The organism is Fulvivirga imtechensis AK7 (genome assembly GCF_000331535.1).
In the GTDB taxonomy this organism is placed as follows: domain Bacteria; phylum Bacteroidota; class Bacteroidia; order Cytophagales; family Cyclobacteriaceae; genus Fulvivirga; species Fulvivirga imtechensis.
Window position 1 is genome coordinate 23886 of sequence record NZ_AMZN01000015.1, and the last position, 26020, is coordinate 49905.

The window sequence follows — 26020 nt, forward strand, 5'->3', positions numbered from 1 at the left end:
GGATAATAATACCTCTGTGGTTGCCCTTATGAGAATACACGTTATGCCATGACAGTAAAAGAACACTACGATAACCATCTCGCCTCCTTCTACTCCTGGATGGCCGGAGATTTTGACCAGCAAAGTATCGCCTTCGGGGAATTCCTGGAGGACCAGAATATCACCCCCGTCAGCACCAAAGTAGCTGTCGATCTGGGTGCCGGCCATGGCATCCAGAGCATTGCGTTGAAAACGGCCGGATTTGACGTTACAGCAGTTGATTTTAACGATCAGTTGCTGAAAGAGCTGAAATCTCACCCTGATGGAAAGGCAATACGCACCATCGAAGCCGATATTCGTCATACCTGGGAATTTGAAGCTTTGCAGCCCGAACTCATAGTGTGTTGTGGAGATACCATCACTCACCTGGAAAGTAAGAGTGAGGTGGAAAAACTGATCAAGGATTGTGCTGATATGCTTGTGCCCCTTGGTAAGCTGATACTGTCTTTCCGGGATTATACTGTAGAATTGGACGATCTGCAACGGTTTATCCCGGTAAAAAGTGATGAAAGGCGTATTTTTACCTGTATTCTTGAGTATACATCAGAAAAAGTTAAGGTTACAGACCAGCTATATGAAAAAACCGGCTCAGGATGGAAGCAAAAGGTGAGTACTTATAGCAAAGTGCGGATAACACCCCGGGAAGTGGAGACGATAGTGATGAACTCTGGAATGGAATTGTCATTCAGTCGGCCGGTAAACAGGATGCATACACTGATTGCTCAGAAGAGAGATTAAGCAAGGCATTCCTAGATAAACATCAGATGGTCAGCAGGTATAGAAAGGCCACACTTGTGGATGCTTATCAACCCATCGTGACGTAATTTTTTAGTAAAATTTCAAGCGGTCTGCAACTTTGTTTGAGTTTATTGTCTATGACTATACTTCGAGCTTTGGCCCCATTTTAAGAAATTGCACCGGCTGATGCATCAGAGCTGTTATTTTTTTACTATTTACCGTTCCCTGGCTAACCAGCTATAGATAAGGAAGATATGAGTTTTTGTTAGGTGAATTTCCGTCAGCAGGTGCTTAGTTAGTAAAGTTTCTTATCAGAAATGCTGCTGGAAATCATTTTACATAGAAAGTTGTTCCAATATCTTACCTACCCATGCAAGGAGTTGGCTGAAATTTATCAGATTTTCACCTTCAATTATTACTACCTTAACTTCTCAATTTTCCTAACCAAAAACCAACCAAAACCAACCAAAATGACGTTAAAAACCAGCTTAAAAATGCTGTGCCTATGGATGGGCATGGCTGCCTTCACGATCGGATGCTCCGATGAGTTTGAGCCTGGGGTGAATGATGCGTTAACCGTGGATCCTAATGATCCGGTTATTCAGAGAATACTCGATGCAGGTATTGCTCTTGAAGACATTGTGGCCTATGACGACCACTATGTGGCTGAGGGTGACATTGTGTTCTATAAGGAAGAACCACATTTTCCTGGTGACGAAGATCACAATGGTAGAACAGAGCAGGCGCGCTCTACCTATCTTGTGGCTCCGGCTTACCGAAATATCAGAGTTTACCTGGACCAGGCCTCGTTCAGTTCGCTCAACCTCAATGATGCGGTGAACAATGCTATTGCAGCGTTTAATGCCGTAGGCTCGGAGTTGCAGTTTTCCAGGGTATACTCAGCCTCATCTGCCGATATTATAGTGAAAAGGAATAACTCTATAGGAGCGGGCGTATGTGGTCGTGCAGGATTTCCGTTTTCTAACGGCCGCCCTTTCAATAATGTGGATATCTCCGAATCTGTGCTGATCCAGTATGGATTGACCAGCGCCAGTCAGCTCAGGCTTTTGGTGGCACATGAAATTGGGCATTGCATAGGATTTCGCCATACCAACTGGCAGTCGTTGGGCGAGTCTACTGCTATTCATATTTCCGGTACTCCTTCTTCTGATGGGGCGTCAATAATGAATGGCGCCACCTGTGGAAATTCCTGGGCAGGGCTATCATATTACGACAGTAAAGCTATCGAGATTTTGTATGCTGCGCCCACCATTCCGCCTCCGGGCCCTGATAAACTGCTGCCCGGAGACCAGTTGGATCGCAATGAGTCCATTCGGTCTGCCGACAATCGTTTTCTATTTGTGATGCAAGGTGATGGCAACCTGGTATTATACAAATACAACGTTCCACTTTGGGCAAGCAACACGGCCGGACTGCCGGTGACGCGATGCATTATGCAAAATGATGGTAATTTGGTGCTGTATGATAACCTCAACAGGGCCAGATGGGCTTCAAATACCCATGGCAATCCGGGAGCGTGGCTTGTTGCACAGAATGATGGCAACGTGGTGATTTATAGAAATGGCTCTCCGGTTTGGGCTACCAACACCTGTTGTCACTAAAAAATTGAAATCTAACTTATAATCAACCTACCTTGTTTTAGATACAGCGAGGCCCTGACAATTCAGGGTTTTCGCTGTATCTTATCATATATTGAAATTGGTGCGTGTGTTCTGTTATAAGACTTGCTATCTGTTCCGTGCATAAAATCGCTTTCCAGATCACTCTGAAGTACGAAGTATCTAAAAGATTACACCCGTTTGACACACAAGCGGGTAGACGAAGGACGATTTAATTCGCAATTTTTAGCATAAATAATCGCTACACTTTCTGTAGCTTTGCTACTAAATATGTAGCATATGGCAATACCAACACCTGGAAAACCAGTAAGAGGTTCAAAAACCGGACAACCAATAATGGCTTTATTCGATCTGCTTGGAAGGAGTTGGGCCATGGGAATAATATGGCACTTGTACAGAGGCCCCAGTACCTTTCGCAAACTGCAGGAATATTGCGAATCGATTTCGCCTACCACACTGAACAAGAGACTCAAAGAGCTAAATGACTCATACCTCATAGAGCGTTCTGTGGACGGATATATGCTCACCCAGCAGGGAAAGGAGCTTTATGAATTGTTGAACCCACTGGGTAAGTGGGCAAAAACCTGGGCTGCAAACTTCAATAAGCAATGAAACCTCAACATTATAGCAATCCCTATTTTGACAGGGCTACCTGGCTCAGAAAAGAGACAGCAAGCATTTCGCAAAATGATTTTTTAATCATTTCCGTTGAAGAAAAGTTTTACTTCAGCCACAGCAACGGTGAGCCGGAGCCTTTTTTATTCCCTTTGCAATTATTTAAAGCGTTTAGCCGGGAAATCACTTTTCTTGGGAGAGTCGAAGACAAAAACCTGTGGACGCTACAGTTACCCAGCTCTGGATTAATGGATCTGCAGGTGCTACCTTCCGATGGTGAATTTTTTAACATCCGGGAACTGGTCGGGCTCCTAAACAGGGAGCAAGCCGCCTATTTGTCGTATGCTCTAGGCATTCACAGATGGCACACGGTATCTCGATTCTGTGGCGCCTGTGGAGCGCCCACGGAAAGCCGGGAAAATGGACATGTCAGACGGTGTACGTCTCCGGCATGTGCAACATTGTTCTTTCCGCAGATATCCCCGGCAGTAATTGTGCTGATCGAGTATCGGCCTGAAGGCGATGAACCTCTCTGTCTACTTAGTAAAGGGCGCACCAGTGATGGTCTGGTATGTTCTACATTTGCCGGGTTTGTAGAGGTGGGGGAGAGTCTGGAAGAAGCAGTAGTACGGGAGATGCAGGAAGAGGTAAACCTAAATGTAGGTCGTATACGCTATGTCAGCTCTCAGCCGTGGCCCTTCTCTTCGTCTTTAATGGCCGGCTTTGTAGCGGAAGCAGCAACTATGGAATTCAAGGTAGATGGCGAAGAAATAAAGGATGCAGGATGGTTCACTGCAACAGAGTTAAGGAAGCTTGTGGCGGCTGACAAAATAATGCTTTCCCGGCCTGATTCTATTGCCAGATACCTCATAGAGTCGTGGATCTGGAATAATTGATATATCCGGATTTTCCCTGATGAATGAAACTTTAATTCGTATTAAACTTTTTGCCGGGAGTTAAGATCTTATTCTCAACATAGTATATTTGATCCATACCCGAGAATAAAAAATCAAAACCAACTACCATGAGAAAAATTATTTACTACGTTGCCACTTCACTCGATGGATTCATTGCCGGACCTGATGATGACGTCAGTGCATTTATACAGCAGGGTGCCGGCGTGGATCAATATTTTAAAGACCTGCAGGCGTTTGATACCGTGATCATGGGTCGTAGGACCTACGAATTTGGCTATAAATACGGTTTGCAGCCCGGCCAACCGGCATATCCGCATATGGAGCATTACATATTTTCTGATACACTCGAATTAGAAACTCCCCACGAAAAAGTGAAAGTGGAAAAGCGGGATATCAACCGGATTATGGAACTTAAAGCAGGGGCAGGAGCAGATATTTATCTTAGCGGAGGAGGGGAGTTTGCCGGATGGCTCCTAGACCACAATATGATCGACCGGTTGAAAATAAAACTGAATCCTATCATATTAGGAAGGGGTATCAAACTCTTTGGTTCCTCCTCTTCAAACGCGGATCTCCAGCTACTCGAAACATTAAAATTTGATGATGGTTTTCAAATCATGACCTTTAACGTCAGGTAGGTCTTCACGCAAGAAGAGTGTAATTGTGTTTCATGGCGGTCTTTAATTTCATACTTCATTCTTGACTGAAGTATTAAACAAAATGACACTATATCTTAGCATCGGAAATTAAAATCAGATGTTATGAAATAACTATAAGGCTAAGCCATACCAACTCAAGCTAAATAATCGGCAGTTGGCAGAAGCAGTAGGCAATTCTCTATTCATTAATAGTGAGTCTTGAGTAAAAAGACAGATCTCCATCCAAACACGCGAACTAATCTCCTCTTGGGAGGAGACACAGAGGTGGGTTAGGAAGTCCGAAGCCGGAAGTTGCCCCCTCTGTCCTTCGGACCTCTCCCCAGTTTGGGAGGCGGAAGACCGAAGTCGGAAGTAAGGCTTTAGTAGGCAATCGTGAATCACTGTTTAGCAGGCCGTCAATCGTCAATCATAAATACAGTCTCAACACTCAATACTAACATCTCAATACTAAAATATACACATGAAACATTACGCTAAAATACAATGGCAGAAGCAATCCGCTGAATCCTTTACAGATGGTAAATACCACCGTGGGCATCAATGGCAGTTTGACGGAGGCATTCATTTAAAGGCTTCTTCCTCACCGGAAGTCATCCCCGTACCGATGTCGGATGCCTCTGCTGTTGATCCTGAAGAGGCGTTTGTTGCCGCATTGTGTAGCTGCCATATGCTATTTTTTCTATCCATTGCTGCAGGAAAGAAATATATCGTAGAAGAGTACACCGATGCTGCAGAAGGTATTATGAACAAGGATGCTTCCGGACGCATGGCAATGGATCAGGTTGTTCTTAATCCCGTTGTTAAATTCTCCGGTAACCATTTTCCTGATAAACAGCAGCTAGCAGCAATGCATGAACAGGCGCACAGTCGTTGCTTTCTGGCTAATTCTGTAAAAACAAAAATTATTATCCAACACACCCAGGATGAATAACCGGCAGTTGGCAGAAGCAGTGGGCAAGCAGCTTCAAACTTAATTCGTGTCTCTAAGAAAACGCCAATGTCCGTGCTACCCTCGTTCCAAAAATGCTTTTTCCGACAACTGTAACAACTGTACGGGACTCCTCTTTTGGGACTTCATTCTTAAAGCCACTTAGAGTTTTCTTGCAAACACTAATTCGTAAATCAAAAATCAAAAATCGTAAATAAAATATACATATGAAGGATCTGACGATACGTTTAAAAAATATACCCGGATCATTGGCTGCAATGGGCGAAACGCTGGCAGAGGCTGGTGTAAGCATTGAAGGGGGCGGTGTATGGACTGTAGGTGGTGACGGAGTGGCACACTTTCTCATTGAAGATGCAGAAAAGGCTCGAAAAGCTCTTGAAAAAAAAGGAATTGAGGTGCTCAAGGAAAATAAAATACTTATTCAGCGCCTGAAACAGGATCAACCCGGCCAGCTTGGCAAGATCACCCGCCTGATGGAAAGGGCTGGAGTAAATATAGAGGTACTTTACAGCGATCATTATAATCAGTTGATCCTGGTAGTCGATGATTATGAAAAAGCTAAAATTATTTCGGATAACTGGATGGCCGGCCTTTATGACAGACCAAGTGTATCACCTTAATTAATGTCTCTAAGAAACATCAATGTCCGCGTTACGCTCGTTCCAAAAACGCTCTTCCCGGCAACTGTAACAACTGTACGGATTGCGGCTTTTTGGCACTTCGTCACGCTCTTTGGCCATGACCGTTAACTTAACAGTAAATATAGTCCCGGAGGACATCCCTTTGGCGGGAACCTTTTCTTAAAGCACTTAGAGTTTTCTTACAAACACTAATTAGTAATTTGAATGGATTCAAAAGAGATCATTTTGCTCAACTTTTCAGAAATAAGGAGGCGTAGCATTAAACTGTGGGGGGCAATACCTGAGGAATACTTAGGCTGGCGGCCGGATAAAAATGCTTTTTCAATAATAGAAATGGTGCGTCATGTGCTGGAAGGTGAGCACCTATTTCATAAAATAGTGGAAAATCGCGGAAATCTTGGTGATTACAGATCTCCCTGGGTTGGCAGGGAGTATGCTAACCTGCAAAGCGAACTGAAATACGCTGAGCCTTACAGGCACCGGTTTATGAATATGATCCGGGAGCTGTCAGAAGCAGACCTGCAGGAAATTCGGATTGAGCGAAGCGAGGTGGGTCAGAACAGGGCTCTTGGCGATTATCTCAATCGAATTGCATATCATGAAGCTGTCCACACCGGGCAGATGCTGAGCTACCTGAGGATATTCGGGATAGATCGTGCCCAGATCTGGGATTGAAGACGGTCGAAATTATTGACATCAAGTGTTTACACCTCTGGAAATAATATTACATTTAAAGGCGTAAATGCTTCTTTTATGAATGTTATAGAATCAGTCAGAGGAGATTTTTTCATTTCCACAGACAAGAAAAAACTGGACATCCCTTTGATCCATTCCTTTCTTACCGCTGAGGCGGGGTGGTGCGATGGAATTCCCTACGACACAGTAAAAAATTCAATTGAAAACTCTCTTAATTTTGGGCTGTACAAAAAAGAGAATCAGATAGGCTTCGCCCGCATAATCTCTGATTATGCCACCATTGCATATCTGGGTGATGTATTTATTTTTAAAGATTACAGAGGTTTGGGGTTGAGCAAGTGGCTGATGGATGAAATTATTGGCCACCCTAACCTTCAAGGCCTGAGACGATGGATATTACTTACAAGCACCGCTGAATGGTTGTATCAAAAATATGGATTTGTAAGGCTACCCAACCCAGACATCTATATGGAGAGGCACAACCCGGATGTTTATAAAGCTTCCGAAAAGCGGTAGTAGACCTTCCCGATTTATGTAGTTCTTTCCTAGGATGGGAGACCATGTGCTTCAAGTGAGCTTTGTGAGGGATTTTTGGTCAGAATCATACTTTGGCACGCAAGTTGTGATACCTAAATTGGTTAGGTTGAAAATAAAGCTGTATAATTTCGTTTTTAGTTGGTTTTAGCATGTACAGCTAAGCCGCCCTCTGGTAAAGGGCGGCTTTCTTTTTTTACGACATTGTAGATCACTAAAAGAACATTGGGAATTTTTTCCCAAACAAGGAACTGATTTGAACCTAAAATATGTTTAAACATATAAATTCAACTACATGAGTGCTATTGGCACAGTGGTTGTTTTTTGTTTTTACAGGTTAGGTTGATTTTTAAAGCTGTAAATTTGCTTTTAATTGGTTTTAGCATGTACAGCTAGGCCGCCCTCTGGTAAAGGGCGGCTTTTTTTATTCATCACAAATCAAAAAATGCTCTGATATAAATGCAGATGATCACCTTCCCGCTGAAATGCAGTATCTGTCGATCAGGAGGTTTTCACTACTGCCAAGTTGAATCCCGGGAATTTGTACAAACATTACTTTTAGATCCAATCTGGGAACGCTTTCTCTAATAGGGATTTCATAGACAGTTAAATGTGTTTAAACATGTAAATTTGAAGCATATGTACTTTGGCATATCCATTGTAATACGAATATCAGGTTAGGTTGATTATTTAAAGCTGTAGATTGTTTTTAGTTGGTTTTAGCATATTGCAGCTTAAAGCCGTCCTCTGATAAAGGGCGGCTTTTTTTATACCCACTGCATCTGATCTGAACTTCCGGATCCCATACTCACCTGATCACTTTAAACACCCGTTTTGCTACCTGTATCAAGACATTCGGAATAAAACTGAATGCCAGGATAATGATCCAGTGAGTGAATTCAAGGGGACGAAGCGCCAGCGCTTCTCTTAAGGGAGGTGTCAGCCATGCCATTACTACAATAGCTATGCATATAATAAAGGCCAACCAGATGTATTTGTTTTTGGTAATTTCATTTTTAAACAAAGAAACGCTTGAGACAGGGAGGTTGAAAACATTCCACAACTGTACAAGAACAAGAGTATAGAAAGTCATGTTGTTCACCAGTGGGTCAGGAAAATGCAGCACATAAATACTTAAAAGCTCTATACCCAATACCGCCAGAGTCATAGCCATGCCATATGCTACAATTGAGCCCCACCACGGTTTGGAAATTATAGGGTGGTCAGATCTTCGTGGCGTCTCTTTCATTACATCCCATTCCCCCTTATTCATGCCCAGGGCCAGGGCCGGGAATATGTCAGTAACCATATTTAAAAAGAGGATTTGAAGTGGAAGCAATGGTAGCGGGACACCCAGAAAGGAAGCTGTTCCCACTACCAGGATCTCGCTGAGATTGCAGGAAAGCAGGTAAACGACAAACTTTCGAATATTGTTGAATATGACACGCCCCTGCCTGATAGCTAACACTATGGAAGAAAAGGAGTCGTCTTTCAAAATAATATCAGCCACTTCTTTGGCTGCTTCAGTTCCCCTCTTCCCCATGGCTATCCCTATATCAGCTTTTTTCAGGGCAGGGGTATCATTCACCCCATCGCCTGTCATGCCTACAATATAGTTATTTTGCTGATAGAGTTTTACCAGGTCAAGTTTTTGCGAAGCATTGATCCTTGCGAAAATATTGGCATCCAGAATATGTTTTTGAATAGTCACTTTGCTGCCGACTCCTTTTCCCAGATCCCGTCCGTGTATTTTAGTGGCTTCTCTGCCGTCTTTTACCAATCCCACGGTTTCTGCAATGCTTCCGGCTGTTTCAGGATGATCACCCGTAACCATCACTACTTTAATCCCCGCTTCTTTGCAAGATTGTATCGCTTCTTTTACATCTTTTCTGGCGGGGTCTATAAAGCCTCCTAACCCTATAAATGTCAGATCTTGTATGAAATTTTTATGGTCGGGTTCTGAGCCTGTTTTTTTGTAGGCAAAGCTCAATACCCGCAGTCCTTTTCCAGCCATTTCGTTGACCGCATTATGCCACTCATCATGGTCGCCCAATGGCACTTCATTGCCATCTTCATCCAGCATTTTGGTACACTTTTGCAGTACAGCCTCAGTGGCTCCTTTTACAGAGATAAGATAGGCACCATTGGCTTTATTTGCAGTGCCCATCATTTTTATTTCCGCATCAAAAGGCACTTCAGCTATTCTCGGATACTTCTTCCTGAGGTCATCAGGGGCTCCCAGTATTTCACTGGCGCTTCTTAGCAAGGCAATCTCTATGGGGTCTCCTGTAGTGCTTTCGGTCTCACTTGGGTGGTATGTGCTGTCATTACATAAAGTACCGACAATAAGTAAAAGCTCAATATCACTTTCCATGTTTTCCCGTTCGGCCTCGATATTTCTTTTATAGGTAGAAAGGTTAACAGTGTCCCTTTTGAAGAAGAGGGTTTCGAGGTACATATCATTTTCCGTCAATGTGCCCGTTTTGTCAGTAAGTATTACGTTGGTTTCTCCAAGTGTTTGCACGGCCTTCAGGGTCTTTACTATTGCCTTGTCTTTTGCCAGCCGTACCATACCCCTGGCAAGTGTGATGGTGGCAATAACTGGAAGCCCCTCGGGAATGGCGGCCACTGCCAGCGCCACGGCTGTTTCCAGTAATATCACCAATTCACCGCCTCTGGCAATACCGGCAATGAATATCAAAAAAGTCATCGCCAACGTAAGCCATATGAGCTTTTTACTTAGCTTGCTCAACCGCTTGTCCAGCGGAGTTGCATGTTTTTCAGCCTCTTGTGTTATTTCTGATATCCTTCCCAGCTCAGTATCATTGCCGGTGGCAACAACTATAGCCTTGCCATTTCCACGCGCTACCAGAGTGCCCTTAAAAACGCTGTTCGTGCGATCGGCCAATACCGTGTCCTCAGGCAGTTTTTCCGTATGTTTGCTCACCTGGGCCGATTCACCCGTCAATGCAGCCTCTTTTATGGCGAGATTATGCTGTACAATCAGGCGTGCATCAGCAGTTATCAGGTCTCCTCCTTCGAAATAAATGATATCTCCAGGTACCAATTGTACGGAATCAAGTTCTTTACGAGTACCTTCTCTAAAAACTTTTGTTTTTGCACGACCCATTTTTTTCAATTCAAGCATAGATCGCAACGCCTGCCATTCCATAAAAAAACCAATGAAGGTATTGATGATAACCACAATGGCTATAGCTATTCCTTCCGGGATCTCCCCGAGAAAGAATGCCAGTGTGCCTGCAGCAATTAGCAGCCACACAATGGGACTTGTGAACTGGTCGAGGAGGATCCTGCCTATGCTTTTTTGCTTTTTTTCGATGAGAATATTTGGGCCATACTGAACCAGCCGCTTGCGGGCCTCAGCATTACTGAGGCCCTTATTTAGGTCAGTATTAAATGAGGTCAATAACTCTTCGACTTCCTTTGCATGATATAGCTGCGCTGCCACTTAAACTGTTATTTAAAACACAATTTTTGAGTTCCAAAAGGAACCACTATTAATTTTCTGTTAAAACTAATTGGAATGCAGGAGTAGTAAAATGATAAAGGACATATAAGCAAAAAAAATACTCCGAAAAGAGGCCTGGTAAACCATTGATCAAACTAAGAGGTTTTATAAAAATGGGACTTTTGTCTCAAATTGAGACTGAATTATTGGTAGGATATGCTTAATCGTGTATTTTAAGCTGGTTTATCCTTTGGCACAGGTATTGCCAATTACTTAGTAGGTTAGGTTGATTTACAAAAGCTGTATGAAACTGTGTTTTTAGTTGGTTTTAACACTGTACAGCATAAGAGCCGCCCCCTGGTTAGGGGCGGCTTTTTTTGTGTGTCAGGCATGGTCATAATGCTCTAGGGTGTAAGTCCCGAACGAGAGTTACAGTACTTATCGTTAGCCAATAGCAAGGGTGTCGTGGGCGACTGCGAATCTGAAAGAAGCTGGCGGCAAATATTCGAGCCTACGAACAGAAACTTCATACAAGGCGGTTATGTGTGGGTGATGAAAACGTGCCGGACAAGGGTTGTTAATTTGTTGAAGTTAAAGGCGAGCAAGCAAAAGTCGTATGAAACACATACTTGCGGCTGACCAAAGCAGCACAGCTATCATTATTTTAACAAACCGCCCTGTACCGAACGGTACGCAGGGTGGTGTGAGAGGACAGATAGGGAAATAATCCCTATCTTCCTACTCGATTTTGATCAGATTGAATCTCCAGGCAGTCAAGACCGGATAGCCTGCAAGCTTTGAATTTTAACCGGCAGAACATCAAACATCGCAATCAAACACGTGTCAGTAGGAAGTAGCGCCTCAAGCTTTAAGCTTCAAGAGTAAGCAGGCCAAACTGCAATCTGAGAAACATTGAACTGAGAACTGAGAAAAATTATTCCGACTACTACATCCTAACACTTCCACTTGATTGGTTCTTTTGTAGTAGAAGCAGGCCTATAAATGTTATTGCTCCGTTCACAATTAATATCTCAAAACCAAATCTATAGCCAAACAAGAGCTCTTCAGAATGCTTGCTGAGCAGATAGGAAAGTACAGGAGATAAGACGCATACAATAGGTACACCATAATCTCTGACCTGCAGGTTGGTAAACAATCCAAAAGCATATAGTCCTAATAGCGGGCCGTAGGTATAACCCGCGGCCGTAAATACAGCGCTGATCACAGCTTCATCATTGATTTCCTTGAAAACCATGATTACAAGAAATAACAAAGCAGAAAAGCCTACATGCACTATCAGTCTGGTCTTTTTTTGCTTTTTCTGTAGCTCCAGCGTGTCTTCCAGGGTGTTAAAATTGAGAAAATCAACGCAAAATGAGGTGGTGAGGGCTGTTAGTGCAGAATCTGCACTGGAGTATGCAGCGGCCACTATGCCCAGTAAAAAAATTATACCCACAAAGATGTTGAAATGCTCAAGCGCCAACATGGGAAAAAGATCATCAGAACGCACTGGAATAGCGATACCTTTAGTATCTGCATATATATAGAGTAGGGCTCCCAGTGCAAGAAACATCAGGTTCACAACTACCAGAGTAAGTGAAAACCAGAACATGTTTTTCTGCGCATCACCAATATTTTTGCAGGTCAGGTTTTTCTGCATCATATCCTGATCCAGTCCTGTCATCACTATGGCAATAAAAGCGCCTGCGAAAAATTGCTTAAAGAAGTTTTTGCTGGTTTGCCAGTCCCAGAAAAAAATTTTCGAATACTTGCTTTCACTTATGGTGGTTGTTAGCTCAACGGCTGACAAGCTGAGCTCCTGACTGATCAGGTAAATGACTATGCCCACTGCCGATAGCATAAAAAGAGTTTGCAAGGTGTCAGTCCATACAATTGTTTTTATACCACCCCGGAAAGTATAGAGCCAGATCAATACAATAGTCACCATTACCGTAACCGCGAAATCTATGCCCCATGCATCAAAGAGGGCCAACTGTAAAACCCCTGCCACAAGAAATAGGCGAAATGAGGCGCCTACTACCCTTGAAAGCAGGAAATAAAATGCGCCTGTTTTATATGACCAGAAGCCAAAACGCTGATCCAGATAGCCATAGATAGAGACTAAATTGAGGCGATAGTAAAGTGGCATAAGAACTGTAGCTATCACAAAATAGCCCAACAGGTATCCAAACACTACCTGCATGTAGGAAAATTGGGTTCCTGCTACCCAGCCAGGTACGGAAATGAAGGTGACCCCTGAAAGAGAGGCGCCTATCATTCCAAATGCAACAAGGTACCACGGAGATTGCCTGTTGGCAGTGAAAAAAGTCTTGGAATCGCTCTTTCTGCCCGTGAGTAAAGAAATGGCAATGAGCAGGATAAAGTAGCCGGATATGACAGTAATAACTAGTGATGGACTCATAAATCATGGAATATACCGGCTAAAGTTGTAATTTTTTTTTACTTTTGACAAACAAAACCAAAGCTCTATATGGATTTAGGACACAAAGAAGAAGAATTAATTGACGTTCTAGAGGATGTAGCAGATGTTAAAGATCTAATGGTATTTAATGACGATGTAAATACTTTTGATCATGTCATCGACACTCTTATACGTGTATGCAAGCATTCTGCAGAACAAGCTGAACAGTGTGCCTATATTATTCACTATAAAGGTAAGTGTTCAGTCAAAAAAGGCCTCCTAAAAATACTAAAGCCTATGAAAGAGGCCATCTGTGATGCTGGTATTGATGCACGCGTGATGTAGACTTACATCCTTTATCTTCAATTTTCCTTGCAAGGCCTGCGCTTTTCCTCCTGCCAGGCATCCACGAAACTCTTGCCCGAATATTTTCCTTTTCTATGTCTGTGGTGTTGCATATCTTTGACATTAATACACTATGGAATACCCCTCTAGACTCATTGAGAACGCAGTAGAAGAGATATCACGTCTACCAGGTATTGGAAAGAAAACTGCCCTGCGTTTGGTGCTTCATCTGCTGAAGGAGCCCGAAAACAGTACGTATGCCTTGTCCGAGGCGCTGAACGAGCTTCGGTCGAAAATAAAATACTGCATAGAATGCCATAATATTTCGGATGATGAGATTTGCAATATTTGTAGCAGCCACCGAAGAGACCGATCGACTATTTGTATTGTAGAAGACACACGAGATGTATTAGCCATTGAAAATACTTCGCAATATACGGGGCTATATCATATTCTCGGTGGTGTTATTTCTCCTATTGAGGGGGTAGGGCCTTCCGAGTTGAATGTTGAACAGCTCTTGAAACGCATTGATACAAACAAAGAAGAGGTAAAAGAAATTATTTTTGCACTTAGCCCCACTATGGAAGGCGATACCACCGCCTTTTACCTGACAAAAAAGCTCAAGGAATTCGATATTAAGATCAGTACCATTGCCCGTGGAATTCCCATTGGCGGAGAGCTCGAATACACCGATGAGATCACCCTCGGGCGCAGCATCCTGAGCCGGACAACCTATAATCAATAGCGGAGACGGCCCTAAGCTACAAACGGGCAAACTGTGAACTGGCCACTAGTCACTGGCCACTAGTTCATGGCTAGTCAGCTAAAAGACTTGAACAAACTGCGAACTGCGAACGGAGAACTAAGAACCGGCAACCGAATAAAATTCACCTAATCATAGTAACTGAATGTCATTATATATAATTTTGGGCTGTTTTGTCTAAATCCCACTAATATGTGCCGGGCCAGGCAGATTGGACATATGGTGGAAGTAATATCGGAGGGATTTGCAAATGCAGTTTCCCGGAAGTATTTCAATTAAATTATAATAAACCACATGAACTTATCTGACAGAATCAACAATCTGGAAGAGTCCGCCACACTTGCAATGGCGGCAAAGGCCAGGGAATTTAAGGCCAAAGGGATCGATGTTATTAGTCTCAGTCTGGGAGAGCCCGATTTTAAAACTCCCAAGCATATCCAGGAAGGCGCAAAGAAAGCTATCGATGAAGGTAAATACTTTGCATATCCTCCCGTGGCAGGATACCAGGACCTGAGAGAAGCTATTGCTAAAAAGCTGAAACAGGAGAATAATATCGACTATACTGCTGAAAATATTGTGGTTTCAAATGGAGCAAAACAATCCATTGCCAATGTGATGTTGGCTTTGCTTAACCCTGGCGATGAGGTGATCGTGTTTTCGCCATACTGGGTAAGTTACTCTGCGTTGATACAATTGGCGGAAGGTACACCTGTGTTTATCAACGGCAGCATTGAGAATGATTTTAAAGCAACAGCACAGCAGTTGAAAGAGGCGATCACCAACAAAACCAAAGCAGTGATCTATTCTTCTCCTTGCAATCCGACAGGCTCTGTTTTTACCAAAAATGAACTGGAAGCAATTGCTGAAGTGATCAAAGCACACGATGATATTATTATAATTGCTGATGAGATATATGAACATATCAACTACACCGGAGAAAGGGTGAGTATAGCTTCACTTCCAGGAATGGTTGACCGTACTGTTACTGTAAATGGGTTTGCCAAAGGGTTTGCCATGACCGGCTGGCGTGTAGGATACATCGGAGCGCCATTGTGGCTGGCGAAAGGCTGTAATAAGGTGCAGGGCCAGATTACTTCGGCCAACTGCTCCATCGCTCAGAGAGCTGCCTATGTCGCTATCACCAGCGATTTGGAACCTACCTATGAGATGACCAGAGCCTACAAGAACAGGAGACAGATCGTTTATGACCTGCTCAGGGAAATTCCCGGCATTAAAACAAATATGCCTCAGGGTGCATTTTATTTCTTTCCTGATGTAAGCGCTTATTTTGGTAAGTCTGCCGATGGATTCAAAGTAAATGATGCAAGTGATTTCTGTATGTATATTCTTGAAAAAGCTCATGTTTCCCTGGTTTCAGGTGATGCTTTCGGAGACCCCGATTGTGTTAGATTGTCATATGCAGCATCAGAACAGGAATTAAGAGAGGCCATAAAACGAATTAAAGAAGTATTAAGCAAACTTTCTTAAATGCAGTACCGAACCATTGAAGAGATATTTGACGCATTTGACCGGCTCAAGGTATTAATTATCGGAGATGTAATGGTTGATGCCTATATCTGGGGTGCTGTTGAAAGAATCTCACCTGAGGCTCCCGTGCCGGTGGTTAGGGCCACCAAGCGGGACTTCAGGCTTGGTGGTGCGGCTAACGTAGCGCTCAATATCCAATCACTTGGCGCTGACCCCTTGCTTTGCGCTGTTATTGGTGATGATGATAGTGGAAAAAAATTCGTTGAAAGACTACATGAAAGAAATATTTCTGCCGAAGGTATTGTCACCAGCGGGGAGCGCCCCACTACAGTAAAAACTCGTATTATGACATCTCATCAGCATGTGGTGCGTGTTGATGAAGAAACAGATAAACTGCTGAGCAAATCTGAGGAAGATGCATTGTGGAAACGAATCAAGAGCCTTATGCCACAAGCTGATGTCATCATTTTTGAAGACTACGACAAGGGAGTGATCAGCAAAAATATCATTAAAAAAACGGTCGATCTGGCTAATGAACTGGGTGTGCCGACAGTAGTTGATCCCAAAAAGCGTAATTTTCTCAACTACAAAGGGGTAACTTTATTTAAGCCCAATTTGAAAGAGCTTCGGGAAGGCCTTAAGCTGGATTTAGAAAAGAATGACCAGCAATCTATGGAAAAGGCAGTGGAGCTGCTTGGAGAAAAACTGAAGAGCAAAGGAAATTTGATCACACTTTCCGAGAGAGGTGTATATATACATTTTGCCGGAGAAAAACATCTGATTCCCGCCCATGTGCGTGAGATCTCCGATGTATCCGGTGCAGGAGACACAGTTATAAGTATTGCTGCTCTTGGTGTTGCCCTCAAACTTTCACCATATCTCATTGCTGCTTTGTCCAATCTTGGGGGTGGCCTCGTTTGCGAGCATATTGGGGTTGTTCCTATTGAGAAGGCCGCGCTGCTTGCCGAATCGAAGAAAAATCGGTGGTTGTAGAAGTTACTTCTTATCTAAATCTTTTTTCTGAATTTTTTTTCCGATTACAAAGACAGATACCAAACTAACAACTGTAGCGCCTGCAATGATTCCTCCAACGTAAGGCTGACCTATTTATGCAAGGAAAGTGCCACACCCAAGGCCAAGTAACCCCAAAATGAATCCAAAAATCTGACCCATTTTACTTTGACTAATTTGAGCAGTTATAACTTTGGATTCTAATTCATGTCTATGTCTTTTGTTGGTTCTCAGCCATAGCCATAATTCTCTCTGCTCCATTTGGAATGATTTTATTATAATGACTTAGGGTTTCAGGATCTGGTATAGGGCCAGAATGTGTTTTTTCCTGGATGAGAGTAAAAGTAATACTGCGAAGAATTTCATCTTTTTTCTTTTTACCGATTCCTTCAAACAATCTTGGATTAATGGATCTGAGGTGTTTTTCTATTTCTTTAAGCTCTTCTTCAGGCTCGTTAGCACCTCGTATTAGTTCATCTGACATAATTGAATTCTAATTACTCAGATAACATAGTTTTATAAGCATGAGAGATGTCTTCCCCTACACTGCACCAGTCTGATTTTATGGCTTTTAAATCGGCTTCTCTTTCATTCTTTGAGCTGTTGAAGCTATAATAGTTTCCTGCTATATTTAATACAGAACCGGCACCTGTCAAAAAATTCATTTTTGAAAAAAGAAAATCTGATCTGTTCATAGTACAAATTTAACGATTTAATATAGGATTTAGTTTTATAAAACAAAAATGATTTGTAAAACCCAATTAAAAAACAAATCCTTACAGGAAGTTATACGGAAGTTTTTCTTCAACAAAAAATACCCCCAAAAGCGCCTTGGCTCTGGGGGTATTTTCGTGTCTATAGTTGGCTTTAATTGATACTAAGTACGTGGTTTTAGGTCAGAACATAAAGTACACCTCGATACGATTGTTTTTTTTGCCGGTGAAATGCTTTCAGCAACGATGAGTAAATAGCAACGATGCGTAAAAATAATCGGGGTTCAATAATCAAACTGCTCATCCAGGCCGCCCGACTTTTCCAGATCGCGCACTATTTCCTGGTCAAGGGGAGTCTCTTTGATCACGTTATAGTTGTCCCAAAATTCTTTGTTATACCTCTGATCCTGATATTGCAGGCCATATCTGCGCATTTTACGGCTGCTGGCTATCCTTTCATCCGGCTCGGTATATACTTTGTTGATCAGTAATTCCTGATAAAGCTCTGTCTCAAACTTCAGGTCTCCTGATTTTTCATTATACCAATTGATCTTGGAGGTCAGGTTCATATAATTCAGGTACATCTTGCCCTGAAATTCTTTGAAATCGATGACTTTTTTGTCGCTTACATACCTGCTGAATATGGAGTTTTTCTTTTTTACTACCCAGTCTGCAGGGTACACCCTTTCATATTCAAGCCGAATGATAGCATAATTATTCACTCCAATGTACATTTTAAGGAAATAGTCATCTGATCTTAATGCCACTACATGTACCCTCCTGCCATTGTAGAACGATGTCTTCTGTCGCTTAAAACTGTCAAAAAACAAGGCCTCATCTGAAAACTGCCTGTACCTGACTGTATTGTGTAACAGCAGTTCTTCCAGCAGGTTCTTCTGATCAAAATACTGAGCGAATTTATTGTTGTAGCCCAGACTCTTTCTTACTTCTATCAATGCCACACGTTCGCGGAGTCTTATTTTATTTCTGGGTTCTTTATAGTCTTCATCATATATTTTGACTGCAGCTTCCAACAAAGAAGAATATATGCCACCTACCTTTTTAATATCTCGATAGAAGCCATCCAGCATAAATGGGGTCATGGGATAGTTTTGTTCGATCCTGGAGATAGCAATACTTACAATATCACCTCCGGAAAGAGAATCTTTGATAATTACTTCATCCAGTACTTTTACGGCTTTATTAAGTCTGAAAATAAGCGTATCACGTCCCATAAGGTTCTGTATGAGGGCCTCCATACTTTCATAGCCCAACATACTGATGACCATTCGGCCATTTTTATGTTCAGCGGGGATATGGAAATCAAACTCACCGATCTTATTCGAAACGGTGCCCAATGATGTCCCCTTTATTCCAATGGAGGCAAAAATCAATGGCTCGCCAGTCTCCTTGTCTATAATTTTTCCTGAGATGGTTATAGAAGGTTGAGCTTGCGCAAAAAGGATAGAGACGCAAAAAAATAATAATAGACCGAAGAGGCGCATATGTTGGTTCCAACTATCAGCTTCAAAAATCAAAGATGTAAATGAAACTGCACATTGTCAATATTTGTTCTAAACGATATTTGTAATAATTAAACGTTATTGCAAGGTTTTTATCGAAAATCTACTTTTGTAACGTCTTTTTTTGTAAAATGGTATACCATGACACGAATATTGATGGCCAAAGTCTTACGTATTTTGTGACAACGCAGTATTAATTAAAACCGTTCGGCCCTTTTGAACATAATAGAGAGAATACCAAAGATCTGGAAGATAGCTTACCTGCTCATTTGCGGTTGGTATGGACTCAACTATGCATTAAGCTCAATTATTGAATGGCAGGTCTTCCGCCCTTACAATACTTCGGTGCTATGGAATGGATTTTATCTCTTCGAAACCGTCTGTATTTTCGTAGGGCTTACCTTTTTCTACGCTCACTGGCTGTTCAGGTTTAAAGTTGTGGTTCAGGTGTTAGGCCATGTGGGAGGGCTGTTTGTTTATTTTATGTGTATTAGCTATCTGTCTTATTATTTCGACTACTATCTTGATGGGCTCGTTTATTTTGATGACTGGAAGGAGTATATGCTTAACCTCCTTAGCTGGGATGCCATGCGTTTTTATGATCAGTATCTTATAACAGTGGCCGTTTACTATGTTATACGATATTTTGAAACGCTGCAACACAAAGAGCAGGAGAAAGGGGAGCTGGCACTTAAGAACAAAGAGATGGAACTTTCACTCTTGAAGTCGCAGATCAATCCCCATTTTTTATTCAACACCCTGAACTCCATCAGTACATTGATCGGCACTAATAAGGAAAAGGCCCGAAAGGTAATCACGCAGTTGTCTGATGTATTCAGATATGCATTGGATTCGCACACCGGTGAGAAGGTAAGACTGATACATGAACTCGATTTTATTGAAAATTATATCAGAATTCAACAGGTAAGATTCGGAGATCGTCTTAAATTTATAATGGATGTAGAGCCTACCTGCTTAAGCGTAGATATACCGCCTATGGTTTTACAACCATTGGTAGAGAATTCGGTGAAGTATGGTATAGCGCCTAAGGATGACGGGGGTACGATCAGGCTGATGGTTAAGCGTATTCCCGGTGGTATATATTTTGAAATTTCTGATGATGGGCTGGGAATAAATGCTCAGAAGGTTTTAGATGGAAAATCCACAGGAGTAGGGCTCAAAAATTCGGATAAAAGATTAAGAAGTATTTATGGAAAATATGCAGGTTTGCACATTAGCGCCCGGCAGGACGGGTATACTGTAAGCTTTAGATTACCACCTAACGGCTATGTGCATGCAGAAGATGCCGAGGAGTTGGAGACGGCAACTGTTTGAGCGTTAAAAGTCACCTTAGAATAAAAATATGATGAAAATAGACTGTTTAGTAATAGATGATGAAAAACTGGCCCGTGACCTGCTTCTGGAATTCCTGGAGCCCTATCCTGAAATAGAAGTTGTGGCGGAATGCTCCAAGGGTAAAGATGCCGTGGAAAAGATTGATAAGCTTAAGCCAAAGCTCATTTTCCTTGACGTACAAATGCCCGGGATGGATGGCTTCGATGTGCTGGAGGCTATTGAGCATAAACCCTATGTTATTTTTACCACCGCCTACGACCAGTATGCCATTCAGGCCTTTGACAAAAATGCTATTGACTACCTCCTTAAACCTTTGGATGAGGAACGGTTCAAGCTGGCCATTAAAAGAGCTATTGACAGAATAAAGGCTGAGCAAACTAATGTTGAGGACATAATTATGAACATAAAATCGGGAGGCGATGATGGTAAGTATTCCAGCCACCTGTTTGTTCAAAAGTCAGAAAAACTGCTCAACCTGGAGGTGAAGGATATTGTTCATCTCGAAGCTTCGGGAGACTACACTGTGCTTACTACAAAAAATGATCAATATCTTAGTTCTTCAGGCATTGGCAAGCTCGAGGAAAAGCTTAATCCGGAAACATTTATTCGGATACACAGATCAACGATCATCAATCTTAACTACCTGAAGGAAATTGAAAAGCATTTCAATGGTGGACTGATCGTAAAAATGGAAAACGGGAAAAGCTTTCCTGTCAGCCGGACCTATGCGAAGCAGATAAGAAAAAAGGTGGTCTAATTAGCCACCTGCAGTTTCTGTTTGATCAATCGGGCTTCAGGGTCCGTAGTAATTTCATCCGAAGCCATATATCTTGCAATGTAGGCAGCAATATCCTCACCCAATTCCTGGATATTTAATTTGTCAAGGTTAGCTAATATGGCAGCCTTGTCCTCTGCTATGTCTTTGCTCATACCCATATATGAAGGAATGCTTCTTTGAATATAGAGCCTGAGGAACCTTATCTCAGGATTTTCAGTGTCTTCTTTTACAGCCCTGTTTAATAGCTCCTGCGCTTCTTTAAGGTAAGTATATTTATTGACCGGGTTCCAGCTATGCTTGGCCATAAGTGATTGGGCGGCAGCCTGATATGCTTGCATGATAGGGCTTTTGATATTTAGCTCCACAATACGGTTATAATAATTCAAGCACTTGTCAAAGTTGAATTCAGTATAAAACAATTCGTTGCGAATTTCTTTGATCGGGTTTTCAGTCTGTGCATAACCCTGTGAAATGCCACTGATAAAAAATATTGATAAAAAGAGGATATTTAACTTTCTCACCTTTGCCAAAATATAGTAACCTGTACATACGTTAAAAACTTTGCAAAGTTAAACCTGACAACAGATTTTTTGCGTTTTTTTCGTTAGAGTTGCCAAAAAAGTTACCAGCCAATGATTTTTCCGGTTGTGCATTCCTGTTTTTGCCATCTGGATTAATTTATTAGATTTGCCAACTGTGGTAAAAAAATCAACCTCTACAAACTAAATTATGCAGACTCTTAACGATTTTCTTGTACTCATTGATAGCTATATCGGCAGTGCTGTATGGTTTCCATACGCCCTGTTGGGAACCGGTCTTTTCTTTACAATTTATTTGGGTTTTCCTCAACTGAGGTATTTCGGCCATGCACTAAAAGTGGTAAGAGGTAAATTTGACAAACATGGAGATGAAGGTGATGCTTCGCACTTTCAGGCATTAGCAACGGCACTTTCAGGTACTGTGGGTACTGGTAATATCGGGGGAGTAGCGCTGGCAGTCTACATCGGGGGTCCTGCCGCCTTGTTTTGGATGCTGGTCACGGCTTTTTTTGGTATGACCACCAAATTTGTAGAAGTAACACTTTCCCATAAATACAGGGAAAAGACGGCTGATGGTACTATGGCGGGTGGGCCGATGTATTATATGAAAAACAGGCTGAACATGAAGTGGTTGGCCGCGATATTTGCCGTTGCCACGATCCTTTCTTCATTTGGCACAGGCAATATGCCACAGATCAATAATATTTCGAACGCTCTTTTCTCCACTTTTGGTATTAAGCAATGGATAAGCGGTCTGGTACTGGCGATAATTTTGGCGATGGTAATCCTTGGCGGGATCAGAAGAATTGTAAAGGTTACCGAAAAGCTGGTGCCGACAATGGCAATCTTATACTTCTTAGGCGCCCTGGCAGTTATACTATACAATTACGAAAACATTATACCCAGTTTTATCAGCATCTTTGAAGATGTATTTACCGGAACGGCTGCTACAGGAGGCTTTGTCGGAGCAACCTTCAGTTATGCCTTTATAAGAGGAGTTGGCCGGGGTCTTTTTTCCAATGAGGCAGGGCAGGGTTCTGCTCCTATTGCCCACGCAGCAGCGAAAGCACATGAGCCGGTATCAGAGGGAATGGTGGCCATTCTCGAGCCTTTTATTGATACTATTGTCATCTGTACGTTAACCGGTCTTGTCCTGCTTTCTTCGGGAGTGTGGAAGGAGAAGCATCAAAATACTTTTCAGCCCACCGATCTTGAAGTACTGGCTACTGTATTTGATGAAAATGATACCACCAGGAGGAATCAGGTATATCGACACCTCGTGGGTAAAGAGGCGTTGCCGCTATACACAGGTTCTGTAGATGTGGAGGAGGGCAGAATTAGCGGAGACGTTACTATAATACATGCCCGATCTTTTGCTGAAGATGTAACAGTTTATCAGGCAGGTACGCCATATACAGGGGCACTGACTGTTGATAATGGTAGAATACAAGGTATGGGTACTACCTTTATCATTCAGGGTAAGTCTTTGATTCATAGCGCACCATTGACAGCGGAGGCCTTTAAACATGGCTACTTTGGTAGATATGGGGAATATATAGTAACCATAGGATTGTTGCTATTTGCTTTCTCAACGGCCATCAGTTGGTCATACTATGGAGATAGAGCGACAACCTACCTGTTTGGTAGTAAATATGTAATGCATTACAGGGTAGTTTATATCCTGGGCTTCTTCTTTGCTTCATTTGCAGATACAACAGTGATCTGGACGTTGGCAGGTATTACTATTGCGCTGATGACGATCCCTAACCTTGCTGGTATCCTGTTCCTGCACAAAGAAATGAAGAGCACCGTAAAAAATTACTGGATCGACTTCAAGAAAGACTGGCCAAATGAAAAAACTCCGGAATAGTAGCAGTTCGTAGTTTCTGTTTACTGTTTTACCGCTCCCAATTTTAATATTCGAGCCACCACTTTACCGTTAAGAATGGTCAGTGGTGGCTCGAATAATTTATAGAGAAACCTTCCATAAAAACGGCCAGGTAAATTAAAGGCACCGATAGAACTGAGAACTGAAAACTGAGAACTGAAAACTGAAAACTGAGAACTGAGAACTGAGAACTGAGAACTGAGAACTAAAACTTCACCCTTACCCTAGCGGTATCATTCTCTGGTATCCCATTCCGTGTGGTGGGGCTCCACTTTGGCCCTTCTTTTATTACCCGAATGGCTTCCTGATCAAAGGACTCTCCCAGGCTCCTGATTATATTGAAGTTAGCCAATTCACCATCGGCAAGTACCTCGAACTCAACTATAACTCTGCCTTTAACACTGCTTGTATCTGATGGATACCTAAGGTTGTCCTGGATGTATTTTTTAAACGTGGCATTACCTCCCTCGGGTTTAGCACGTATTATATAGTCTGTAGAATTGTTATCCCGACCTACTCCATAGCCAGTCACCACCACCTCGCTTAGAGCCGTTGCATCGCTGGAGAGCTGCACATCAATTTCTGTTTTGTCAGCGACCTTCACCTCTTCGCTGTTCATTCCGATAAAGGAAATGACAAGAGTAGGGTCCATGCCTGCCGGAACGGAAATTTGATATTGGCCATCAATATCTGTAACAGTTCCGATGGTAGTACCTTTTAATACTATATTAACCCCCGGCAGCGCTGCTCCATCTTCCATAGAGGTTACTTTTCCGATGATACTCCTTTGTGGCAGATACATGGTTTCCGGTGTCGCTGCAGCGCGCGATCTTAATTCCATCTTCTTTTCAGCTCTTTCTGACCGGCTTTTTGCCAATTCTGTAGCCTGAACACCGGCAGCTTTATCGGCCAGATCTTCAGTGGCTGTATCCTCAAGTTCAGGAATAGTGATTTCTACTGCTGCAATTTCAATATCTGCAGCAGTAAAATCAATCTGTTCTTCCTTCGCTTCTGCAAGGGAAATAGGCTCTACTACATCTGCTTCGGCTATCAATTGTTCTTCGTTTTCTTCTGCTATTACCTCAGCTTTGGTCTTTTCTTCGTAAGCACGAGTAGTTCCCGCAACTCCTTTCGGCTCAACGGGAGGAGGAGGCGCTTTCTTTTGTTCAGTCTCCCCGGGTCCTTCATTTAAAGCTATCATGGTGTCTGACGAAAGCGCTGCATCATCCTTACCTGCTGATTGTTCGGGCATAGCTGCCTCGTCTTTAGCAGTAGACCCGGCCAGCTCTTGCTGCGGTGCATGGTTCAAATTGAGGTTGATTACGAAAATAACAGCAAGCGCCAGTACCAGCAATGAGGCTGCTATCTTCAGCCAGAAAAAGCCGCTTCGATGCCCTGGTTGTATCCTTTGCTCTAACCTCTTTTCCAATATATTAAGATCATGAGCCATATGTTCTGCGCCTGCACCTTCAAAACCTTCCATAGCCTCTGCATCGAAGTCGGAATTGAGCATGAGTTTCTCCACTGCGTTCATCTCCTGATGCGAAAGTTCTCCATTTAAGTACTTCTCCATTATCTCAGGAGTTAGTGTAGGGCCTATATGGTTTTTTCCTTTACTCACGATTTTTTTCCATGCAGTTTTTCAGGTTTCTCTTGCCGTTTTGGATATAGCTTTTGACTTTTTTAAGCTCAAAAGTAGTTAACACTTCAATCTCCTTATATGATTTGCTCTCAAGGTAAAACAATCGTACACACGTCTTCTGTTCACTTTGAAGCTCATCAATGCACCTTTCAAGCAGGTTGAGATCCTGCTCCAAAACAGGTTCATTATTATGATGCAAAACCATGTCAGTTTCCATAACTACCTCCGAAATATCTTTAGAAGTTTTTTCCTGCTGATATTGCTTTGATCGCAGTTTCATCAGACAATGGTTCTTGCTTAAAACAAAAAGCCAGCTTTTAAAATTTGCTACTTCATGATTTTTCAAGGTGGTTGTAAGCTTTTCAAAGATCTGCATCACAGCGTCCTGGCTCTCCTCTCTGTTTTTAAGATACTTCAGGCATACCCCATATACAAGGTGCATATAATTATTGAACAGTCTTCCCACATGCTCCAACTCACCCGTCTGTCGGTACATGGCTATGAGCCGCGCTTCTTCCTGTGGATCGATTGAAGGTGATTTGGACATGCTGTTTATCAAACAATAAATCCTAAGCTAAAAAAAAATTAGAAGAATTTATGGAAATGGTAAATGGTCTGCATCATGATAGTGAAGTTTTACTAAAATAAATCAATT

24 protein-coding genes are annotated in these 26020 nt (G+C 42.4%); 16 read left to right on the forward strand and 8 right to left on the reverse strand.

Annotation, left to right across the window (positions count from 1 at the left end; all coding sequences use genetic code 11):
* The first annotated feature begins 48 nt into the window (after positions 1-48).
* The 9 genes from C900_RS05415 (at position 49) to C900_RS05455 (ending at position 7410) form a co-directional block, all read left to right on the forward strand.
* Positions 49-777 carry a class I SAM-dependent methyltransferase gene (locus tag C900_RS05415; protein ID WP_009578652.1) on the forward strand — a complete coding sequence of 243 codons (729 nt, stop codon included), beginning with the start codon at positions 49-51 and terminating at the stop codon, positions 775-777.
* 470 nt (positions 778-1247) lie between these two features.
* On the forward strand, positions 1248-2399 hold the full coding sequence (locus C900_RS29135; protein ID WP_185113952.1) for a M57 family metalloprotease: 1152 nt from the start codon (positions 1248-1250) through the stop codon (positions 2397-2399).
* Between the two features lie 297 nt (positions 2400-2696).
* Positions 2697-3029, forward strand: a complete 333-nt coding sequence (locus C900_RS05425; RefSeq protein WP_040495751.1) for a winged helix-turn-helix transcriptional regulator — start codon at positions 2697-2699, stop codon at positions 3027-3029.
* Positions 3026-3928, forward strand: a complete 903-nt coding sequence (gene nudC / locus C900_RS05430) for an NAD(+) diphosphatase (RefSeq protein ID WP_009578655.1) — start codon at positions 3026-3028, stop codon at positions 3926-3928. The genes C900_RS05425 and nudC overlap by 4 nt, the downstream gene beginning before the upstream one ends.
* Before the next feature lie 128 nt (positions 3929-4056).
* A complete protein-coding gene (locus tag C900_RS05435; RefSeq protein ID WP_009578656.1) occupies positions 4057-4587 on the forward strand; it encodes a dihydrofolate reductase family protein in 531 nt (176 codons plus the stop codon).
* 481 nt (positions 4588-5068) lie between these two features.
* On the forward strand, positions 5069-5539 hold the full coding sequence (locus C900_RS05440) for an OsmC family protein (protein ID WP_009578657.1): 471 nt from the start codon (positions 5069-5071) through the stop codon (positions 5537-5539).
* Positions 5540-5763: 224 nt separating this feature from the next.
* Positions 5764-6177 carry a hypothetical protein gene (locus C900_RS05445; protein WP_009578658.1) on the forward strand — a complete coding sequence of 138 codons (414 nt, stop codon included), beginning with the start codon at positions 5764-5766 and terminating at the stop codon, positions 6175-6177.
* A 225-nt stretch (positions 6178-6402) separates the two neighbouring features.
* The gene (locus tag C900_RS05450) at positions 6403-6873 is read left to right on the forward strand and encodes a DinB family protein (RefSeq protein ID WP_009578659.1); all 471 of its coding nucleotides are present in this window, start codon (positions 6403-6405) and stop codon (positions 6871-6873) included.
* 78 nt (positions 6874-6951) lie between these two features.
* The gene (locus C900_RS05455; protein ID WP_009578660.1) at positions 6952-7410 is read left to right on the forward strand and encodes a GNAT family N-acetyltransferase; all 459 of its coding nucleotides are present in this window, start codon (positions 6952-6954) and stop codon (positions 7408-7410) included.
* An 826-nt stretch (positions 7411-8236) separates the two neighbouring features.
* Here C900_RS05455 and C900_RS05460 read toward each other — a convergent pair.
* Both C900_RS05460 and C900_RS05465 read right to left on the reverse strand, forming a co-directional pair.
* Positions 8237-10897: a cation-translocating P-type ATPase gene (locus tag C900_RS05460; RefSeq protein WP_009578662.1), complete on the reverse strand. Its 2661-nt coding sequence runs from the start codon at positions 10895-10897 to the stop codon at positions 8237-8239.
* Positions 10898-11843: 946 nt separating this feature from the next.
* Complete coding sequence (locus C900_RS05465) at positions 11844-13319, reverse strand: sodium:solute symporter (RefSeq protein WP_009578663.1); 1476 nt, start codon at positions 13317-13319, stop codon at positions 11844-11846.
* Between the two features lie 69 nt (positions 13320-13388).
* On the opposite strand from C900_RS05465, the gene C900_RS05470 reads away from it, so the two are divergent.
* The 4 genes from C900_RS05470 (at position 13389) to C900_RS05485 (ending at position 16908) form a co-directional block, all read left to right on the forward strand.
* Positions 13389-13664 carry an ATP-dependent Clp protease adaptor ClpS gene (locus C900_RS05470; RefSeq protein WP_009578664.1) on the forward strand — a complete coding sequence of 92 codons (276 nt, stop codon included), beginning with the start codon at positions 13389-13391 and terminating at the stop codon, positions 13662-13664.
* A 133-nt stretch (positions 13665-13797) separates the two neighbouring features.
* Entirely contained in the window at positions 13798-14409 is a 612-nt protein-coding gene (recR, locus tag C900_RS05475) for a recombination mediator RecR (RefSeq protein ID WP_040495753.1), read from the forward strand.
* A gap of 312 nt (positions 14410-14721) precedes the next feature.
* The gene (locus C900_RS05480; protein ID WP_009578666.1) at positions 14722-15915 is read left to right on the forward strand and encodes a pyridoxal phosphate-dependent aminotransferase; all 1194 of its coding nucleotides are present in this window, start codon (positions 14722-14724) and stop codon (positions 15913-15915) included.
* Entirely contained in the window at positions 15916-16908 is a 993-nt protein-coding gene (locus tag C900_RS05485; RefSeq protein WP_009578667.1) for a bifunctional heptose 7-phosphate kinase/heptose 1-phosphate adenyltransferase, read from the forward strand.
* Positions 16909-17137: 229 nt separating this feature from the next.
* Here C900_RS05485 and C900_RS30335 read toward each other — a convergent pair whose 3' ends face one another.
* From C900_RS30335 to C900_RS05500, 3 genes are all read right to left on the reverse strand, one after another.
* Entirely contained in the window at positions 17138-17410 is a 273-nt protein-coding gene (locus C900_RS30335) for a DUF2335 domain-containing protein (RefSeq protein ID WP_009578668.1), read from the reverse strand.
* A 13-nt stretch (positions 17411-17423) separates the two neighbouring features.
* Positions 17424-17621 carry a hypothetical protein gene (locus C900_RS05495; protein ID WP_009578669.1) on the reverse strand — a complete coding sequence of 66 codons (198 nt, stop codon included), beginning with the start codon at positions 17619-17621 and terminating at the stop codon, positions 17424-17426.
* 302 nt (positions 17622-17923) lie between these two features.
* On the reverse strand, positions 17924-19144 hold the full coding sequence (locus tag C900_RS05500; RefSeq protein ID WP_040495755.1) for a carboxypeptidase-like regulatory domain-containing protein: 1221 nt from the start codon (positions 19142-19144) through the stop codon (positions 17924-17926).
* Positions 19145-19378: 234 nt separating this feature from the next.
* Between C900_RS05500 and C900_RS28140 the strand changes: the two genes are divergently transcribed.
* The gene (locus C900_RS28140) at positions 19379-20497 is read left to right on the forward strand and encodes a sensor histidine kinase (RefSeq protein WP_051052780.1); all 1119 of its coding nucleotides are present in this window, start codon (positions 19379-19381) and stop codon (positions 20495-20497) included.
* Between the two features lie 28 nt (positions 20498-20525).
* On the forward strand, positions 20526-21275 hold the full coding sequence (locus C900_RS05510) for a LytR/AlgR family response regulator transcription factor (protein WP_040495757.1): 750 nt from the start codon (positions 20526-20528) through the stop codon (positions 21273-21275).
* Here the strand turns inward: C900_RS05510 and C900_RS05515 are convergent.
* Positions 21272-21817 carry a hypothetical protein gene (locus tag C900_RS05515; RefSeq protein ID WP_009578674.1) on the reverse strand — a complete coding sequence of 182 codons (546 nt, stop codon included), beginning with the start codon at positions 21815-21817 and terminating at the stop codon, positions 21272-21274. The two genes, C900_RS05510 and C900_RS05515, sit on opposite strands and share 4 nt — an antisense overlap.
* A 208-nt stretch (positions 21818-22025) precedes the next feature.
* Between C900_RS05515 and C900_RS05520 the strand changes: the two genes are divergently transcribed.
* A complete protein-coding gene (locus C900_RS05520; protein WP_009578675.1) occupies positions 22026-23705 on the forward strand; it encodes an alanine/glycine:cation symporter family protein in 1680 nt (559 codons plus the stop codon).
* Between the two features lie 223 nt (positions 23706-23928).
* Here C900_RS05520 and C900_RS05525 read toward each other — a convergent pair whose 3' ends face one another.
* Both C900_RS05525 and C900_RS05530 read right to left on the reverse strand, forming a co-directional pair.
* The gene (locus C900_RS05525) at positions 23929-25296 is read right to left on the reverse strand and encodes a TonB family protein (RefSeq protein ID WP_157493903.1); all 1368 of its coding nucleotides are present in this window, start codon (positions 25294-25296) and stop codon (positions 23929-23931) included.
* A gap of 40 nt (positions 25297-25336) precedes the next feature.
* Positions 25337-25912: an RNA polymerase sigma factor gene (locus tag C900_RS05530; protein WP_009578677.1), complete on the reverse strand. Its 576-nt coding sequence runs from the start codon at positions 25910-25912 to the stop codon at positions 25337-25339.
* Between the last annotated feature and the right edge of the window lie 108 nt (positions 25913-26020).